Annotated in this window: 17 protein-coding genes; 8 read left to right on the top strand and 9 right to left on the bottom strand. The window is 61.9% G+C overall.

The features are described from left to right. Positions 1-45: 45 nt before the first annotated feature. Entirely contained in the window at positions 46-2352 is a 2307-nt protein-coding gene (locus IFO71_RS10470) for a bifunctional serine/threonine-protein kinase/formylglycine-generating enzyme family protein (RefSeq protein ID WP_192029581.1), read from the bottom strand. A gap of 182 nt (positions 2353-2534) precedes the next feature. Here IFO71_RS10470 and IFO71_RS10465 point away from each other — a divergent pair, with 182 nt between their 5' ends. Next, positions 2535-2831, top strand: coding sequence for a DUF3301 domain-containing protein (locus IFO71_RS10465; RefSeq protein ID WP_192029580.1), 297 nt, complete (start codon positions 2535-2537; stop codon positions 2829-2831). A gap of 615 nt (positions 2832-3446) precedes the next feature. Here IFO71_RS10465 and IFO71_RS10460 read toward each other — a convergent pair. The 5 genes from IFO71_RS10460 to petA all read right to left on the bottom strand — a co-directional run bounded on the left by IFO71_RS10460 (position 3447) and on the right by petA (position 7135). After that, positions 3447-3842 carry a ClpXP protease specificity-enhancing factor gene (locus IFO71_RS10460; RefSeq protein WP_232371332.1) on the bottom strand — a complete coding sequence of 132 codons (396 nt, stop codon included), beginning with the start codon at positions 3840-3842 and terminating at the stop codon, positions 3447-3449. A 20-nt stretch (positions 3843-3862) separates the two neighbouring features. Beyond that, positions 3863-4501, bottom strand: a complete 639-nt coding sequence (locus tag IFO71_RS10455) for a glutathione S-transferase N-terminal domain-containing protein (RefSeq protein ID WP_192029578.1) — start codon at positions 4499-4501, stop codon at positions 3863-3865. 69 nt (positions 4502-4570) lie between these two features. Further along, a complete protein-coding gene (locus IFO71_RS10450) occupies positions 4571-5299 on the bottom strand; it encodes a cytochrome c1 (protein ID WP_192029577.1) in 729 nt (242 codons plus the stop codon). Further along, positions 5292-6536: a cytochrome b gene (locus tag IFO71_RS10445; protein ID WP_192029576.1), complete on the bottom strand. Its 1245-nt coding sequence runs from the start codon at positions 6534-6536 to the stop codon at positions 5292-5294. The genes IFO71_RS10450 and IFO71_RS10445 overlap by 8 nt, the downstream gene beginning before the upstream one ends. Further along, a complete protein-coding gene (gene petA / locus IFO71_RS10440) occupies positions 6536-7135 on the bottom strand; it encodes a ubiquinol-cytochrome c reductase iron-sulfur subunit (RefSeq protein WP_192029575.1) in 600 nt (199 codons plus the stop codon). The genes IFO71_RS10445 and petA overlap by 1 nt, the downstream gene beginning before the upstream one ends. A 221-nt stretch (positions 7136-7356) precedes the next feature. On the opposite strand from petA, the gene IFO71_RS10435 reads away from it, so the two are divergent. Continuing rightward, complete coding sequence (locus tag IFO71_RS10435; protein WP_192029637.1) at positions 7357-8502, top strand: S1C family serine protease; 1146 nt, start codon at positions 7357-7359, stop codon at positions 8500-8502. Here the strand turns inward: IFO71_RS10435 and IFO71_RS10430 are convergent. Continuing rightward, the gene (locus IFO71_RS10430) at positions 8485-9402 is read right to left on the bottom strand and encodes a lytic transglycosylase domain-containing protein (protein WP_332309358.1); all 918 of its coding nucleotides are present in this window, start codon (positions 9400-9402) and stop codon (positions 8485-8487) included. The two genes, IFO71_RS10435 and IFO71_RS10430, sit on opposite strands and share 18 nt — an antisense overlap. Positions 9403-9612: 210 nt before the next feature. Here IFO71_RS10430 and miaB point away from each other — a divergent pair, with 210 nt between their 5' ends. From miaB to IFO71_RS10400, 6 genes are all read left to right on the top strand, one after another. After that, the gene (gene miaB, locus IFO71_RS10425) at positions 9613-10980 is read left to right on the top strand and encodes a tRNA (N6-isopentenyl adenosine(37)-C2)-methylthiotransferase MiaB (protein ID WP_192029574.1); all 1368 of its coding nucleotides are present in this window, start codon (positions 9613-9615) and stop codon (positions 10978-10980) included. Then, the gene (locus tag IFO71_RS10420; RefSeq protein ID WP_192029573.1) at positions 10977-11966 is read left to right on the top strand and encodes a PhoH family protein; all 990 of its coding nucleotides are present in this window, start codon (positions 10977-10979) and stop codon (positions 11964-11966) included. The genes miaB and IFO71_RS10420 overlap by 4 nt, the downstream gene beginning before the upstream one ends. A 211-nt stretch (positions 11967-12177) precedes the next feature. Further along, positions 12178-12648 carry an rRNA maturation RNase YbeY gene (ybeY, locus tag IFO71_RS10415; protein ID WP_192029572.1) on the top strand — a complete coding sequence of 157 codons (471 nt, stop codon included), beginning with the start codon at positions 12178-12180 and terminating at the stop codon, positions 12646-12648. 117 nt (positions 12649-12765) lie between these two features. Further along, complete coding sequence (locus tag IFO71_RS10410; RefSeq protein ID WP_192029571.1) at positions 12766-13614, top strand: CorC family transporter; 849 nt, start codon at positions 12766-12768, stop codon at positions 13612-13614. Positions 13615-13639: 25 nt separating this feature from the next. Next, positions 13640-14842: a lipoprotein N-acyltransferase Lnb domain-containing protein gene (locus IFO71_RS10405; RefSeq protein ID WP_192029570.1), complete on the top strand. Its 1203-nt coding sequence runs from the start codon at positions 13640-13642 to the stop codon at positions 14840-14842. A gap of 26 nt (positions 14843-14868) precedes the next feature. Continuing rightward, positions 14869-15183, top strand: coding sequence for a hypothetical protein (locus IFO71_RS10400; RefSeq protein WP_192029569.1), 315 nt, complete (start codon positions 14869-14871; stop codon positions 15181-15183). Positions 15184-15410: 227 nt separating this feature from the next. Here the strand turns inward: IFO71_RS10400 and IFO71_RS10395 are convergent, their stop codons facing one another. Continuing rightward, a complete protein-coding gene (locus IFO71_RS10395; protein ID WP_192029568.1) occupies positions 15411-15746 on the bottom strand; it encodes a hypothetical protein in 336 nt (111 codons plus the stop codon). Next, a partial coding sequence (locus tag IFO71_RS10390) for an RHS repeat domain-containing protein (protein WP_192029567.1) occupies positions 15743-17021 on the bottom strand: 1279 nt, incomplete at its 5' end. The genes IFO71_RS10395 and IFO71_RS10390, both read right to left, overlap by 4 nt.

The raw sequence follows: 17021 nt of genomic DNA, 5'->3' as shown, positions 1-17021 counted from the left end.
CCTCAAAAGCCGCAATCATTTCGTCCCCAGCGAGCAAATCAGCCACTATTTCGGCGGCTCGACATCTCGCGCTACGCGGAAGCCTATCGTATTGGAGGCGTCTTCGGCTGGAAACCCTCGGTCGGTGTTGCTCAGCGAGTCCGATTCCCAGCTCAAACCGACCGCCATTCGGCTCTTGCAATCCGAGCGTTCGCAATTCTGTGTCCACTCGCGCACATTGCCGACCACATCGAACAGCCCTGGCGGGCGCTCGGCGAAACGGCCGACCGGTGCCGTGCCGGGAAAGCCGTCATTGCAGCTGACTGCCAGCTTGCGGGTGTTCTGCTGCTGACCGAAGGCGGCGTCTCGAAGATTGGCGCTGCAATCGGTGGGGGGGCGAACCATCGGCTTCAACTCGACCGACCGTGGCAGGCGGTAGGGCTTGCCGGTCTGTTCCGCCAACCAGCTGACATAGGCATCGGCCATGGCATAGCTGACACAGACGACCGGGTGCTGGTCATCTTGCGGCAAATCAGGTTTCTGCCAGTCGAGTTTCTTGCGCGAGAAGAAGCGCACGATGCCCGGCGTGTCGCTGTCGCGGCAATCGGGCAGCTTGCTGAAACGCGCCTGGCCCTTGGCCTGCCAGAATTCGCGAAAATCCCCCACGGTCACCTCGTAGCGTCCCAGTGCCACGGAGTCGCTGATCTGCACCATCATCGGCCCGCGACCGCTTCCAAGCGCATCCTGGAACTGGTATCCGGCCTTGCCGATCCCATTCACCAGGGCTTGCAAGGCCTGACGCTTGGAGCCATCCAGCGCATGGCTGGCGTACGCGCTCATCCAGCGCTGCGCCTCGCTGCGCTTCCAGGCCTGCAGTGCCGAGCGGATGCGCGCTTCCCACTCGGCCAGCCGCTGCTCCTTGATCGAACGCACTTTCGATGCCACCGCGTCGCCGCCAGGCACATTGACCACAACCTGCTCTGCGCTGGCCAACAGTTCCGCCCACTTGCCAGTCTCAGTATCGGCATCCACACGCTCCGCCAGTTCGACATAGGCGTGGCCGACGTCGACCAGGCCCTGCTGTGCCTCGGCGTTGCCCGGCTCGATGGTCAGCACCAACTGATAGCGATCGAACGCATTGTTGGGCTTGGGCGAGGTCAAACGACCATTGCGCAGGTTGATCTTGCCGAGGTTCAACAGCTCCACCACCGGATCCACCACGGTGGCTATTGGCGCCTCTGGATCGACTGGCAGCAACTCTTCATCGGCCTGCAGATCCTCCACGGGGGCGTCCTTGACCTGCGAGTCAACTGTTGCGGCGCCCGGCCCGGGCAGCGGCTTTGCCGGGCTTGTCTTGGTCACCGCTTTGGCCGGCGGCTTGCTCGGTGGGCGCTGGTTGTCGCGGATCGAACTCCAGATGCCAAGCGCCAGTACCACTCCGGACAGCACCGCACCGCCGCCCAGCAACAGGGGTAGTTTCGGCAAGGCCTGCAGCCGGCTCAGAATGGAGGGGCCGCGGTCACTTGCCTTGATGCTGGGCATCGGCCGCGGCGTCACCGAGGCCACTGCAGCGAACTCCTCCGGTGCAGCCTGGCGCAATCCCTCGATGAAGGCAGCACAGTCGCGATAACGCTGGTCCGGCACCTTCGCCATTGCCTTGTCGATCACCGGCTGCCAGCGCGCCGCCTCCTCCGGCAATGAAGGAACCGGCTCATGCACATGAGCAAAGGCCACAGCAAACCCGTCGTCGCCCTGGTACGGCGGATAACCGGCCACCGCTTCGAACAGCAGTACCCCGAGGCTGTAGATATCCGAGCGATTGTCGATCTCCACGCCACGCGCCTGCTCAGGGCTCATGTAGTGTCCGGTGCCGATCGACAGGCCAGTGGCGGTGATGCGCGACGTCGAGGTCAGGGCTCGAGCAATGCCAAAGTCAGTCAGCACCGGCACATCGTGACCATCGAACATGATGTTGCCCGGAGTGACATCGCGATGCACGATGCCGCGCGCGTGGGCGAATCCGAGGGCACTGGCAACCGCCACCAGCACGCGCACCAAATCGTTCTCGGACATGCCGTCGCGCAACCGCGAAGCGAAATCTCCGCCCGGCAGCAGCTGCATCGAAAAATAGTGCACGTGCTGCGGCGTCACGCCGACGTCGTACACCGGGACGATATTCGGGTGGTTCAACGAGGCCAGCATGCGCGCTTCCTGCAGGAAGCGCTGGGCATAGTTGGCGTCGGCAGCCAACTGGGTCGCCATGACCTTGAGCGCGACTTCGCGATCCAACAGATCCTGGCGCGCACGGTATACCGTTGCCATGCCGCCACGACCAATTTGACCGAGGATGGTATACCCCGGAATTTCGATCACCGCGCCCCCCAGACCTGACCGATCATGGACAATTCTAGCCCGGATACTTAAGAAGGTCGCACCGGCAGACCCGGCGATCAGAAGCATGCCGAGCTTTGTGCTGGTTCCTGACGCATTCGCTGCCAGATGCACCGAATGAAGCAGCTGTTGAACCGCGCCCGCCCTGCCCCCAAGATTCGCCAATGACGTCCATACTTATCACCCTCCTGCTATTGGCCGCCGCCGTATTCGCTTGGTCGGCGGCACGCGATGCCGCTGCGCTGGCACAACACCAGGCCCGGCTGCTGTGTCGAGAACATGGTCTGCAACTTCTCGACCAGACCGTGGCCCTGCGCTCGATCAAGCTACGTCGCGATGACCAAGGACGGTTGCGCTGGCAGCGGACCTATCACTACGCCTACAGCAGCAATGGTGAGAACCGCGAAACCGGAATGATCGCCCTGCTCGGCGACCGGGTGATCTGGAGCAGCCTGCCCTAGTGTCATGTCGCATAAATAACGTTCATCAATGACGTATACTTTTCCGGGCTTGGTTGCGGGAAACGCTGATGGGCCGATTGCGCGCGGATGGTGAGATTGAGCTCTTCGTAACCCGATACAACGCTGACGCAACCCCTTTCCAGTGGATCGCCACCGCCGACTCAATCTTGCAAAAGATCGCGCGCCTTGCGAAACGTATTTCTGCGACAGGATACTAGGCAAAGTGGCAGCGCGCTTGGCCTGCCGCATTGTCCAGCGGGCTCAGGGACCGCCCTTCAACGGGCTCTGGCAGGCCGCTGAAATACTGATTTCAGCGGCCTGTTAGGGCGCGCCAAGGATGGCGCGCGCGAGAATCGATCACGTCAAATGTTTGATTCTCGGCAAACCGTTCGACAGGCTCACGGCAAGTGTGGCGCGGCTCTGCCGCGACCGGCTTGCCGTGAGCCTGCCGAACGGCGGTCCCTGAGCTTGTCGAAGGGTTGCGTTGAAAAACTCCCGGATGGAGGTTTTCAGCAACCTGCTAGTAGCTGGGTGCTTTGCTGCGACGGCTCACGTTGGGTTGCTGAACGGCCTGTGGACGGTTCCGTTGAATCAACAACGCACCCGGCAACCGGTCTACTTCACCACCCGCAGATGGCTGCGCTTGGGCGCATCTTCGGTCGGCTCCGGCGGTTCCGGCGAGGGCGGCGGCTCGAGCTCGTTGTCGTCCCGCGGCAGCATCATGCCCTGGCCGGTTTCCTGCGCATAGATCGCCAGCACCGCTTGAACGGGCACTTTCACCTGCTGGCTGACACCGGAAAAACGCGCCATGAAGCTGATCTGATCATTGCCCAGATCGAGCCGTGCAACCGCACGCGACGCCACGTTCAGCACGACCCGTCCGTCCTTGATCGCCTGCGCCGGCACCGCCACACCCGGAATGGACGCGTCCACCAGCAGATACGGTGTCAATTGGTTGTCCCCAATCCATTCGTAGATCGCACGAATCAAGTACGGTCGATTCGACGTCATACGGGGGGTATTGCTTTCGGTCATGCTGTTTCTTCGCGCAGGGCACGCTCTTCGGCGGTCAGGCTGCGCACAAAACCAGGACTGCGGAAAAGCCGCTGACCGTAGTCTTCGATCAGCTTGCCCTCTTCGCGTGGCAGGTTGATATGGAGTGACGGCAATCGCCAGATGATCGGCGCCAGCGCGCAATCGGCCAGACTCATTTCGGTGTTGAGGAAGAACTTGGCGACCTTCAGCAATGGCGCCATTTCGATCAATAACTCGCGCAGACGCTTGCGCGCCGTGTCGGCCTGGGCCTTGGGTGCTTCGCGGATCAGCTGAATCTGAGGCAGCCAGTCATGCTCCATCCGCAGCATGGCCAAGCGCAACCGGGCCCGTGACAGCGGATCGATCGGCATAAGCGGCGGGTGCGGGTAACGCTCGTCCAGATACTCACTGACCACCGACGCCGAATACAGCACCAGATCCCGCTCTACCAGAGTGGGCAGGGTGTGGTAGGGATTCAATTCGACCAGATCGTCCGGGGGCTTGGCAGGGTCGACCAGAACCAGATCGTAGGCCACGCCCTTGGCAGCCAATACCAGGCGCACTCGATGGCAGAGCACATTGTCTGCCGCGGTGAACAGGGTCAACGTGTTGCGAATCCGCGGGCTTGAAGCCATAGACGCCCTCCCCCTTTCCGGATGAAAACGGTGAGCACCCCAGGGGGCGCCCACCGCAAATTCCGGGCCTCAGTGCACGTCGCGCCAGTATTCGTGCTTGAGCAACCAGGCGAGGAACGTGAAGGCCGCGAGGAAGAGAATAACCCAGACGCCGACCGAGGTGCGCTGCATTCCGGCCGGTTCACCCACATAAGTGAGGAAATTCACCAAATCTCTCAGCTTGGCGTCGAATTGCTTGGGGTCGAGCTTGCCCTCGACGGCCAGCTCCAGCTTGGCCGGCGCGCCGGCGTGCTCACCTTCGCCGTAGATCGGACGCTGAATGCCCTGCAGCTCCCACAGCACGTTCGGCATGCTGGCATTCGGCAACAGGGTGTTATTCCAACCGGCCGGACGCGTCTCATCGACGTAGAACGACTTCAGGAAGGTATACACCCAGTCCGGGCCACCGGGCTTGCTGCGCGCGATCAGCGACAGATCCGGCGGAGTCTTGCCGAACCATTGCTGCGCGTCGGCCGGGTCCATGGCGATCTTGATCTGGTCGGCAAACTTGCCACCGGTCAGATTGAGGTGCGACATCACCTGCTCTTCGCTCAGCTCCAGGTCCTGGGCAATGCGCGAGTAGCGCTGGAAGCCCAGCGAGTGACAGCCGGCGCAGTAGCTCATGTACATGGCAGCGCCGCGTTGCAGCGATGCCTTGTTGTTCACCGTCGCGGCCGAGCTCTGCAGCGCGCCGCCGCTGGCAGCAAACACCACCACCGGGACGAAGGCGAGGAAAAAGGCAGCAATACGCTTAATCATGCTCGGGCACCCGCTCCGGCACCGCCTTGACCGAGTCGAGCTTGGTCCAGAACGGCATAAAGATGAAGAACGCAAAGTAGTAAACGGTGAACAATCGGGCCATCAGTGTCTGCGTGGCGCTGCCCGACTGCATACCCAGCCAGCCCAAGGTCACGAAGGCGATGACGAAGATGGTCAGCAGGGTCTTGGTGATCGGGCCGCGATAGCGAATCGACCTGACCGGGCTCTTGTCCAGCCAAGGCAGCAAGAACAGGATCAGCACCGCGCCGCCCATGACGATCACGCCGAACAGCTTATCCGGCACCGCACGCAGCATTGCGTAGTAAGGCGTGAAGTACCACACCGGCTTGATGTGCTCCGGGGTGACCAGCGGATCGGCCGGAATGAAGTTGTCGTACTCCAGGAACAAATCGCCGAAGGTCGGGGCAAAGAACAGGATGAAGGCCATGATGGTGAGGAAGAAACCGACACCAAACAGGTCTTTCACTGTGTAGTACGGATGGAACGGAATGCCATCCAGCGGCACGCCCTTTTCGTCCTTCTTTTTCTTGATGTCGACGCCTTCCGGGTTGTTCGAGCCAACTTCGTGCAGGGCGCCCAGATGCAGCACCACCAGCAGCAGGATCACCAGTGGCAGCGCGATGACGTGCAGGGCAAAGAAGCGATTCAGGGTGGCATCGGAGACCAGATAGTCGCCGCGAATGAACTCGGTCAGGCCATCGCCGATATAGGGCACGGCACCGAACAGGTTGATGATCACCTGCGCACCCCAGTAGCTCATCTGACCCCAGGGCAGCACATAGCCCATGAAGGCCTCGGCCATCAGGGTGAGGAAGATCAGCATGCCGATGATCCACACCAGCTCACGCGGCTTCTGGTAGGAGCCGTAGATCAGGCCACGGAACATGTGCAGGTAGACGACGATGAAGAACGCCGAGGCACCGGTACTGTGCATGTAGCGGATCAGCCAGCCCCACTCGACGTCGCGCATGATGTATTCGACCGAGGCGAACGCCTCAGCTGCCGACGGCTTGTAGTTCATCGTCAGCCAGATGCCGGTGACGATCTGGTTGACCAGTACCAGCAGGGCCAGCGAGCCGAAGTAGTACCAGATGTTGAAGTTCTTCGGCGCGTAGTACTCCGACATGTGCTTGCGGTAGGCCGGCGCCAGGCCAGGCGCACGCGCATTCACCCAGTCGGTGACGCCGTCGATGGTGCGGGTGATGAGATTGCTCATTAGGCCGCTCCTTCCGGATCTACGCCGATCACGATGTGCTTGTCATCCTCGAAGCGGTACGGCGGCACCTTGAGGTTGCTGGGCGCAGGCACGCCCTCATAGACGCGACCGGCCATGTCGAAGCGTGAATTGTGGCAGGGGCAATAGAAGCCGCCTTTCCACTCAGCATCGAAGGGCTGCGGCTCGAGCTCCGGGCGGAACAGCGGCGAACAGCCAAGATGGGTGCAGGTGCCGATCAGCACCGCGATTTCCGGCTTGATCGAACGATGTGCGTTCTTCGCATACTCGGGCTGCTGATCCAGATTCTCCGAGTTCGGGTCGCGTAGCCGCGACTCCTGGCCGGCCAGCGTTTCGAGCTGCTCGGGCGTGCGCCGGATCAGCCACACCGGTTGACCGCGCCATTGCTCGATCACCCGCGCGCCCGGTTCGAGCTTGCTGATATCGACCTTCACCGGCGCGCCAGCTCCCTGGGCACGGGCGCTGGGCTGCCACGATTTGATGAACGGCACTGCGGCCGCGATTGCGCCCGCCCCACCGACGACAGCAGTCGTCGCGGTGAGAAAACGGCGGCGGCCTGGGTTTACACCTTGGTCAGCCATTCGGCTCTCCACACACAGATAATTCAGAACCAGTTCGGATCTGTCGGGTAACGTGCCAGAAGCCCCCGGCAAGGATTTCCCGACCCCATCGACGGCCGTCATATGCGACCTCGACGGTGCCCGCGAAGCGCCGTAGTGTAGCGGAACGCGTCCGGCAGCCACAACGCTGACGATGGCCCGTGCGAGAATGTGGATCACTGCCGAGGAATTGTTTGGTGAACATGGCCGGATGGCTGCCGTGGCTGCGGCTTACTGTGAAAGCAATTGTGCTGGGCCTGGCGCTGGCCTTCGTGGTCCTGATGTTCCGCCCGGATTGGGCCGAACGGCTGCGCGATGCGCCGGCCGTGCGTGCCAGCCAGCCAGCAGCGCTGTCGGTCCAGACACCGAGATTGAGCTATGCCGAGGCCGTGGCCAAGGCGGCGCCCTCGGTGGTCAGCATCTACACCGCACGTGTCATTACCGTGGCCCCGGTGCTGCAGAACCCAGTCTCGCAGCGCTTTTCCGGGCTGGGGCAACCGAGGTCGCGGCTGGAGCGAGCCCTGGGCTCCGGGGTGATCGTGAGTTCAGACGGCTACGTACTCACCAACCATCATGTGATTTCCAACGCCGACGACATTCAGGTCGTGCTCTGGGATGGCCGGGTCACCCAGGCCCGCATCGTCGGCAGTGATCCGGACACCGAGCTGGCCGTGCTGAAGGTCGACGGCAGCGACTTGCCGGCGATGTCGCTGGAATCGGCCGGCGGCTCGCGGGTCGGCGACGTGGTGCTGGCCATCGGCAACCCGTTTGGGCTGAGCCAGACCGTGACCCAGGGCATCGTTTCGGCCCTGGGCCGCAATCAGGTCAGCAATCGCAGTACGTACGAAGACTTCATCCAGACCGACGCCGCGATCAATGAGGGCAACTCCGGTGGCGCCCTGGTCAATGCCGAGGGCGACCTGATCGGTATCAATACCTTCGTGCTGGATCGGGCGGCAGGCGCCGAAGGCATCGGCTTTGCCATTCCGGTGCAGACGGCGCGGTCGGTACTGACCGAAATCGTCGAGAAGGGCATGGTGGTCAGGGGCTGGATCGGCGCCGAGTACGGCGATGCACCGATCATCCCGGGCGGATTGACGCCAGGCACCACCCGTGGCGTGGCCCTGATGTTTGTGTATCCGGGTGGCCCGGCCGATGCTGCCGGCCTGCGACCGGGCGATATCCTGACCCGCTTCAACGGTTTCGAGGTGGTCGATCGCCTCGATCTGCGCGAACGCGAAGCAGCGCTGCAGCCGGGCAGCCGGGTAGCGATCGAAGGATTTCGCGCCGGCCTTCCGATCCGCGGCGAGTTGGTACTGATCCAGCGTCCGCTAGCGCGGCGCAGCTGATCCCGCCGCCGCCACCGCAGTACTGACGCTCGGCCCCAGGGCCTTGCCGTAGCGACGATGCAGAATGCCCACACGCTCGACAAACAGCTCGGTCTCGGCGTACGGCGGCACTCCGGCAAAGCGATCAACCGCACCTTCGCCGCTGTTGTAGGCCGCCGCAGCCAGCTTCGAATTGCCCTTGAAGCGCTTCAGCAACCAAGCCAAGTACTGCGTGCCGCCATTGATGTTCTGCGCCGGCACGAACGGATCTTCGACGCCAAACCGCTTGGCGGTATCCGGCATCAGCTGCATCAGACCCTGCGCGCCCTTGTTCGACACCGCATTGGCCCTGAACGCCGATTCGGCATGAATCACCGCCCGCACGAAGGCCGGATCAACGCCATGCTCGGCTGCGGCCGTGGCCACCTCGTCGACAAAGGAATCGGTATTCAGCGACACCGTTTCGAAATCGACACTGGAGCGCACCCGGCAGGCGAAGCAGCTCTCGATATAGGTGAACAGCACCGCTGACCGCACCCCTTTGGGCGGTCGATTGGTGTAGTGGGTAACACCATCCTTGATGTAGCGATATACCGCGCCGCGGGTGACTCGATCGGGCTTCTCTGCCGCCACCGGCGCTGCGGGTGCCGCTTCGCCCGTGGCAGTGCGGAACTCCACCTGGGCGCCCTCAACCGGCGCCGGGCGGGCAGGTGGCGGCGCATCGGGCACGGTGCTGACCGCCTTGCAATTGCTATAGCCCACACGGCTGCTGGTGAAGGCGGTTTCGCCCTTGGCTCCGGTGCAGCGGTACAAAGTGCCGGCGCTGACCTCAGCCGGCGGCAAGGCGGCAAAGGCCACCAGCAGCCAGGGCCATGCCCACGCCCAAGCCCGTCGCGCCAGATGTGTTGCCGTTCGACTCACTGCCCTTTCCGCCTTGCCAAGCTTGATACCGCGCCAATTTCCCGATCCTACGCCGCCCTTTCGGGCAAGGGTAGAGCGCCGAACCTGGACCTACCGGATCAGCGGCAAGTTCCCCGCCGGCCATTCAGGGCCATTCTGCAGCGGATTCAGCTCCAATGCGCTATCGTATCCGGTTACGTCCCACTCTGCCTCGCCTGCGGCGCCTGCCCTATGTCCGGAAAGCTATTCGTCAAAACCCACGGCTGCCAGATGAATGAGTACGACTCGGCCAAGATGGCCGACGTGCTGGCGCAGTCGCATGGCCTGGAACTCACCGACAACGAGGCCGAGGCCGACGTCATCCTGATCAATACCTGCTCGATTCGCGAGAAGGCGCAGGAAAAGGTGTTCAGCCAGCTGGGTCGCTGGAGGCCGCTGAAGAAGAAGAACGAGCAGGTCATCATCGGCGTTGGCGGCTGCGTGGCCTCGCAGGAGGGCGATGCCATTCTCAAGCGCGCGCCCTATGTCGATCTGGTATTCGGACCGCAGACCCTGCACCGCCTGCCCGAGCTGATCGAAGCCAAGCGCAAGTCGGGTCAGGCCCAGGTCGATATCAGCTTTCCCGAGATCGAAAAGTTCGATCGGCTGCCCGAGCCGCGCGCCGAGGGCCCTACCGCTTTCGTGTCGATCATGGAAGGCTGCTCGAAGTACTGCACCTTCTGCGTGGTGCCCTACACCCGCGGCGAGGAAGTCAGCCGACCGTTCATGGATGTGCTGACCGAGGTCATACAACTGGCGGAACAGGGTGTTCGGGAAGTCAATCTGCTGGGCCAGAACGTCAACGCCTATCGCGGCACGATGGACGATGGTGTGGAGGCTGATCTGGCCCTGCTGATTCGCGCCATTGCCGAGATCGAGGGTATCGGCCGGATTCGCTTCACCACCTCGCACCCGGTCGAGTTCACCGACAGTCTGGTCGAGGCCTATCGTGACGTGCCGAAGCTGGCCGCTTATCTGCATCTGCCGGTGCAGGCCGGCTCCGATCGCATCCTGGCAGCGATGAAGCGCGGCCACACTGGGCTCGAATACAAGGCCAAGATTCGACGGCTGCGCGAGGCCCGGCCGAACATCTCGATCAGCTCGGATTTCATTGTCGGCTTTCCCGGCGAAACCGAAGCTGACTTCGAGAAGACCATGAAGCTGATCGAGGACATTGGCTTCGATCAAAGCTTTTCCTTCATCTATTCGGCCCGCCCCGGCACCCCGGCCTCGAATCTGGCCGACGACACGCCGGCGGAAGCAAAATCGGCCCGCCTCAGCCGGCTGCAAAAGACCATCGACGAGAACGCCAAGCGCATCTCGGCCGGCATGGTCGGCACCATCCAAACAGTGCTGGTCGAGGGACCGTCAAAGAAGGACCCAAACGAAATGACCGGCCGCACCGAAAACATGCGCTATGTCAATTTCGCCGCCCCGGCGCGGCTGATCGGCCAGTTTGTCGAGGTGGAAATCACCCATGCCATGGCCAACTCCCTGCGTGGCCGGGTGGTGACTGAGCGAGGCACGGCCAACCAAAACAACGAGGCACTGACCGCGTGAGTCAGGAAGAAAATCTCGAGTTCGCCCTGGATCTCGACGAGGGCGAACGCTTGGCCAATCTTTGCGGCCCGCTGGATGAGCACCTGCGGCAGATCGAACTGCGTCTCGGGGTGACCATCGGCAATCGCGGACCGGTGTTTCGAGTGGCGGGGCCCAAGCGAGCCGTGCGCCGAGCCCAGGCGGTCTTGAATGACCTCGCCGATGAAAGCGCCCTGGTGGTGCTCACTCCCGAGCACGTACACCTGCGCCTGCAGAGTGAGCCTGAGGCCGAACACCACGGCCATGATGGCGCCCAACCACAGGATGTGGTTATCAAGGTGAAACGCGGCGTAGTGCGCGCCCGTGGCCCGAACCAGCAGCGCTACCTGCATGCCATCGCGACCCACGACATCAATTTCGGCATTGGCCCGGCCGGCACCGGCAAGACCTTTCTTGCCGTCGCCATGGCGGTGGAAGCGCTGAACGAATCGCGCATCCAACGCATCGTGCTGGTGCGACCGGCGGTGGAAGCCGGCGAGCGGCTCGGATTTCTGCCCGGTGATCTGGCGCAGAAAGTCGACCCCTATCTGCGACCGCTGTACGACGCCCTGTACGAAATGCTCGGCGTCGAGCGGGTAATGAAACTGGTGGAACGCAATGTGATCGAAGTGGCCCCGCTGGCCTACATGCGCGGCCGCACCCTCAACGATGCGTTTGTGATTCTGGACGAAGCCCAGAACACCTCGGTCGAGCAGATGAAGATGTTCCTGACCCGCATCGGCTTCGGCTCCACCGCCGTGGTCACCGGCGACCTCACCCAGATCGACCTGCCACGCCACCAGCGCTCCGGCCTGCGTGATGCAGCCGACGTGCTGAAAGGGGTCAATGGCATCAGCTTCACCTTCTTCAGCGCCCGCGACGTCGTCCGCCACCCCCTGGTCGCCCGCATCGTCGAAGCCTACGACGCCCGCGACGCTGAGCGCGAACGCAACAGCGAGGCGAGCTAGCCCGCTTCAAGCCCCTCCCCCCTGGCGGGGGCGAGGGGGATTTGCACTTCCTTGGTTCGCCGAGCGTGCACTGCAGGGACAACGGCCTGCTCGCTTCCAGCTCCGGGAACAGGACTGAGCGCGCCCAACGGGCGGCCCTCCCGACACCCACTCTTTGCCCCCACTCGCCCACCCAGGCACAATGACCTTCTCTTCACCTGACGTTTGCGCAATGCCACGCTCAGCTCAGTTGGACCTCAGTGTGAGTTACGCCGTGCCACGCCGCGGCCTGCCCTCGGCGGCCTCGTTTCGGCAATGGGTGGAAGCCGCCCTGTACGGACGGGTCAAGCGCGCCGACCTGGCCCTGCGCCTGGTCGGCGACTACGAAGGACGCTCCTTGAACCGCCACTATCGCGGCAAGGACTACGCCACCAATGTGCTCAGTTTTCCGGCCGAACTGCCGCCCGGAGTCAATCTGCCGGTGCTCGGCGATATTGTCATTTGCGCTCCGGTCGTGCTGAAAGAGGCCCGGCTGCAGGGTAAATCGCCCAAGGCGCACTTCGCCCACCTCACTGTCCACGGCACCCTGCATCTGCTCGGATTCGACCACGATGACGAGCGCGATGCCGAGGCGATGGAAGCCCTGGAGCGCGAAATCCTGGCCGAACTGGGCTTTGAGGATCCGTACGCCGAAGACGAATAGCCACCGATGTGACTGTGCGGTGCAGCCCGGCCCCGATCCGGCTCACTTCCTGCAAGCCTCAGGTCACCCGATTGCGGTAAACTGCCGGCTCCGCCGATCGGCGAATATCCAGGTTCCATGCCAGACGAATCCGACAGTAGCACCGCTCCCCAGCGCTCTTGGTTTGACCGTATCAGCCAAGCATTTTCCGGGGAGCCCAAGAATCGCGAAGAACTGCTCGAAGAGCTGCACGCCGCGCAGGCCAACGGCCTGTTGGGGGCCGACACGCTGGAGATGATCGAGGGCGCCTTGCGCGTGGCCGATCAGCAAGTCAGTGATGTCATGGTGCCGCGTGCGCAAATGGTGTCCCTGCCGGTGGACGCCAGCTACGACGACATCCTCGACCAGGTGATCGAAAGCGGGCATTCGCGTTTTCCCGTACATGGCGACGACAAGGACGAGATCCTTGGCATCTTGCTGGCCAAGGACCTGCTGCGCGGCTGCGGCCAAGAGCGGCTGGATGGTGTTCGCAGCCTGCTGCGTCCTGCCGTGCTGATTCCCGAATCCAAACGGCTGAACGTCCTGCTCAAGGAGTTTCGCCTGAGCCGCAATCACATGGCGATCGTGGTCGACGAGTACGGTGGCGTGGCTGGTCTGGTCACGATTGAAGATGTGCTGGAAGAAATCGTTGGCGAGATCGACGACGAGCACGACGATGCGCGCGATGAGAACGCCATGATCGCGGCCGAAAGCGAGCACAGTTTCCGCATCAATGCGCTCACCCCGATCTCCGACTTCAACGAGCAGTTCGGCACCGAATTCTCCGACGACGAGTACGACACCGTCGGCGGCTTTGTGGTGCATGCCATTGGCCACCTGCCCGAGCCCGGTGAGGAACTGCGCATCGGTCGCTGCCACTTTCAGGTCACCGCCGCCGACGCCCGCCGCGTGCATGCCTTCAAGATGACCTTGGCCACCGATGCCTGAAGCCAAACGGCGAGGCATAGCCCGCATGCTGGTGCGCTGCCTCGCCGTCTGGTTGCTGTTCAGTGCCGTCGGCGCTCAGGCCGCCGTGGATCGCATCGCCCTGGTCACGCTCGGACCTGGGGAGGAGTACTGGGCCCGCTTCGGCCACAACGCGCTGATGGTGATCGAGGACGACGGCCGCGCCACGACTTACAACTACGGCTTCTTCGATTTCAGCCAGCCGAATTTCCTCGGCCGTTTTCTGCGCGGGCATATGACCTACCAGCTGGTCGCCATGCCGGCTGATCAGGATCTCGATTACTACCGCCGCCAAGGGCGCTCGGTGCGGGTGCAGTGGCTCAATCTGAATGCCGAAGAGCGCGCTTCGCTGGCCAAGGACCTGGCCTGGCAGGCGGAACCCGAGAACGCCGAATACCGCTACGACTACTTCAAAGCCAACTGTTCCACCAAGGTACGCGACGCCCTGGACAAAGTGCTCGGTGGCGTCATCCGTCAGCAGCTCAACGGTCGCTCACGCGGCCTCAGCTATCGCGATGAAGCCCTGCGCGTCGGCTACCACGAAGAATGGATGTACTACGGCATGCACTTTGGTCTTGGCATCGAAGCCGACCAGGTGATGAGTCGCTGGGATGAAGCCTATATCCCCGATCGTTTTGCCGAGGCGATTCCGCTGATCAAGCGCGCCGATGGCGAGCCGCTGATCGTCGGCGACGAGCAATGGCTGCCGCAGCTGGTCGAGTCTGCGCCCGCGGGTACGCCACGCTTCCTGTTCAGCGCGGCCGCCATCGGCTTCGGCCTGGCCGCTCTTATCCTGCTGTTTGGTCGCCACCGCGGCCTGCTCGGCACCCTCACCCGCAGCGTACTCGGCGCAATCTGGTTGTTCAGCGGCCTCGCCGGCCTGCTGATGATCGGCCTCTGGGCCTTCACCGACCACAGCGCCGCCTGGGCCAATCGAAACCTGCTGCTGTTCTCCCCCCTCGCCCCCCTCCTGCTCGCCACCCTCCCCGCCCTGGCCCGCAATCAGGAAATATGGAAAGGCTGGCGCTGGCTCGCTTTGTTTCATCTCACTCTCGGCGCGGTGGCGATCGCGGCCTATTTTCTGCCCGTGCAAACAAGGCAGGACAATTTGGAGTGGATACTGTTGATGGTTCCGGTGGGGTTTGGGGTTTGGCGGTTGATGAGAAGAACATCTGAGATCAAGCACTCTGTGATCTCAAAGTCCTCCTGAAGCGACAGCCACTCAGGTTAGTAGCCGTGCTGCTGAGCTACCACTCGACCACATTCATCGAGAGTAAGCACAAGAAAGTTTCCTGGGATATCCGGGTTTTCGGAGAGGGTGACACGCCATCCCTGTTCAAACCTGGTTGCATAGACATGCAATTCGCCATTCCTTCCGGTGTGCCCGACATGCTCCAAGGCTGCTCGAATCACCATGGTTTCATCGGTCTGATGACTCGCACAGGCAATTGGCGCTTCTTGCGTCCGAACAAACTCCTTCATTGCGCATGCGGTCAAGAGCAACACAACGTATGGGAAAAACCGCCGCATTTAGATTTGAACCTCGGGTGAGGAAAAACCGGCTAATCGACACTTGCCCGCCTCAAAAAAGACGCTGCCGCATCGAGTACTGCGCTGCGCTCGTTTGACGTGCGAACCCGGCATCTCCAGTGAATTCTGATTGGAAAGTCAGAGTCCATCACCTCAGAGCCTAGCAGCTCTCTTAACTCATAAGTCCTGCCTGTGCCCAGGCCAGCGGACCACGCCTAGACTGACTTGTTCAGTGGTTCCCGAAGAGTTCACCTTGCTTCGGCTCCCAGAAAGTCATTCCAATCATCCTCCGTCATGCGACGAACGTTGCCCATCCGATCCACAATCAGCTCAAGCCCACTATCGACCGGACCGTTGCTCTGAGCGACGCTAACTATCCAAGCGCAGTTCCAACTGACGCCTGTCAACTCCAGAGTCAGTGCCGACAGCTCGTCCACGTTCAAGAACTGTTTCACCTTCCCAAACGCTTCGTCCTTGCTTGCCGATGCCTGGGGAGGACAGGCTTTCGTACCCACAAGAGCGCAACCGCCGAGAACCAGTGCGACGAAAGCAAGACCCATCTTCGCAATTGGGGAGATGCTCATTGGCAGCCGTACCTCGGCCTGTCATACCGTTCGATCCTGCGAATCTCCCCGTCGACTTGGCTGCTGCATTCCGGAGTGCTGCAGGTAAGCTTCCTCATGCGAAGGCAGCGAAGCTGTTTTGCATATGCAGCACACTCGTTCGAATTCGTGTCGGTTCCGGCTTTGAAGTACCCCCGCGCTATTCCGCATCCTGTGCATTCTACGCTTGGGATGTGAGCGTCCTCGTGGTCCTCAATGCAAGAGTCAATGATTGCCGACACGAACGCATCGGAGTAGCGAGTCGAGTCAACGTTTGAGCAAGGGACAGCTCGACCGAAGCAACAGACAACCATGCCGCGATCTTCCCGATCATACGGCCACCCCTCGAATCCGGCGCCCATCATCCTGGCTGCACCACAGCATGGCCCGACTGAGGCTCGCCCATCGGGATCCAGTCTTTTCACCGGCTGCGCCCTTGAGTAAGAGTAGTAGTGCTCATTTGAATCAGGCCAAGCCTGATCAAACTCCATGAACCTGCCCAACTTGGGGTCGTAGCTCCGAGTGAAGCTGTACGCGTGAGCGACTTCCTTGTCGAAGTACTGCCCCGGAAGTCGAAAAAAGGAAACCACATCACCAATGGCTTCGCCAAACACTGCGATTCGTTTCTGTCGAAGCGCACTCGCGCCACTCTCCGATGCGCCGTGGAGAGTTCCCAAATTGTCAACTTGCAAATAGTCCATGCTGTCGCCCCGCTTCTGCAGGACTGGGTCCGTAGACCATAGCCGGCCCGGCGCAAAGAGACTGAGCTTGACCACGTTCGGCGCTGGCGCTGCACCAATCGAAGCCACTGCCTCCGCCGCATACCCCTCATCGCTATACGCCAAATACTCCTTAACTGGCTGTTCCCCTCCCGGATGCCCTTCTGCCCCGAGATACAGCGTTTTCCACAATCTTCTTCCAAACGGATCGTAGTAGTACTCTGCGACGAGGTTGCCTGCGGCATCGCGCACTTCACTCATGCGTTCTTCGCTGTTGTAGGCATAGCTTTGGATCGGCTGGCCTGTCGTCGGGTCCTTCTTTGCCGTGGTGCTGCCATTCTCGTTGTAGCTGTAGGTGGCAAAGCCTGAGTGCAGCAGCTCGTTATTTGCGTTGTACTGCCAAGTGAAACCGGGTGTCTGGCGCTGGTCGGTCAGGCGGTTGCCGAGCAAATCGTAGGTGTAGCGGTCGTCGGCGAACGGAAAGGTGTTGGGCGCCATCGAGTCGTTGATCTGATCGTTGTTCGTTCCGTTCGGGTAG

The sequence above is a fragment of the Pseudomarimonas arenosa genome, from assembly GCF_014841215.1.
Taxonomy (GTDB): domain Bacteria; phylum Pseudomonadota; class Gammaproteobacteria; order Xanthomonadales; family Xanthomonadaceae; genus Pseudomarimonas; species Pseudomarimonas arenosa.
This window is presented reverse-complemented; position numbering and strand designations above follow the sequence as displayed.

Coding starts and splice junctions, on each gene's coding strand:
- IFO71_RS10465 (WP_192029580.1), top strand. CDS start 2,535: ATGACGTCCATACTTATCACCCTCCTGCTATTGGCCGCCGCCGTATTC.
- IFO71_RS10460 (WP_232371332.1), bottom strand. CDS start 3,842: ATGACGTCGAATCGACCGTACTTGATTCGTGCGATCTACGAATGGATT.
- IFO71_RS10455 (WP_192029578.1), bottom strand. CDS start 4,501: ATGGCTTCAAGCCCGCGGATTCGCAACACGTTGACCCTGTTCACCGCG.
- IFO71_RS10450 (WP_192029577.1), bottom strand. CDS start 5,299: ATGATTAAGCGTATTGCTGCCTTTTTCCTCGCCTTCGTCCCGGTGGTG.
- IFO71_RS10445 (WP_192029576.1), bottom strand. CDS start 6,536: ATGAGCAATCTCATCACCCGCACCATCGACGGCGTCACCGACTGGGTG.
- petA (WP_192029575.1), bottom strand. CDS start 7,135: ATGGCTGACCAAGGTGTAAACCCAGGCCGCCGCCGTTTTCTCACCGCG.
- IFO71_RS10435 (WP_192029637.1), top strand. CDS start 7,357: ATGGCCGGATGGCTGCCGTGGCTGCGGCTTACTGTGAAAGCAATTGTG.
- miaB (WP_192029574.1), top strand. CDS start 9,613: ATGTCCGGAAAGCTATTCGTCAAAACCCACGGCTGCCAGATGAATGAG.
- ybeY (WP_192029572.1), top strand. CDS start 12,178: ATGCCACGCTCAGCTCAGTTGGACCTCAGTGTGAGTTACGCCGTGCCA.
- IFO71_RS10410 (WP_192029571.1), top strand. CDS start 12,766: ATGCCAGACGAATCCGACAGTAGCACCGCTCCCCAGCGCTCTTGGTTT.
- IFO71_RS10405 (WP_192029570.1), top strand. CDS start 13,640: ATGCTGGTGCGCTGCCTCGCCGTCTGGTTGCTGTTCAGTGCCGTCGGC.
- IFO71_RS10395 (WP_192029568.1), bottom strand. CDS start 15,746: ATGAGCATCTCCCCAATTGCGAAGATGGGTCTTGCTTTCGTCGCACTG.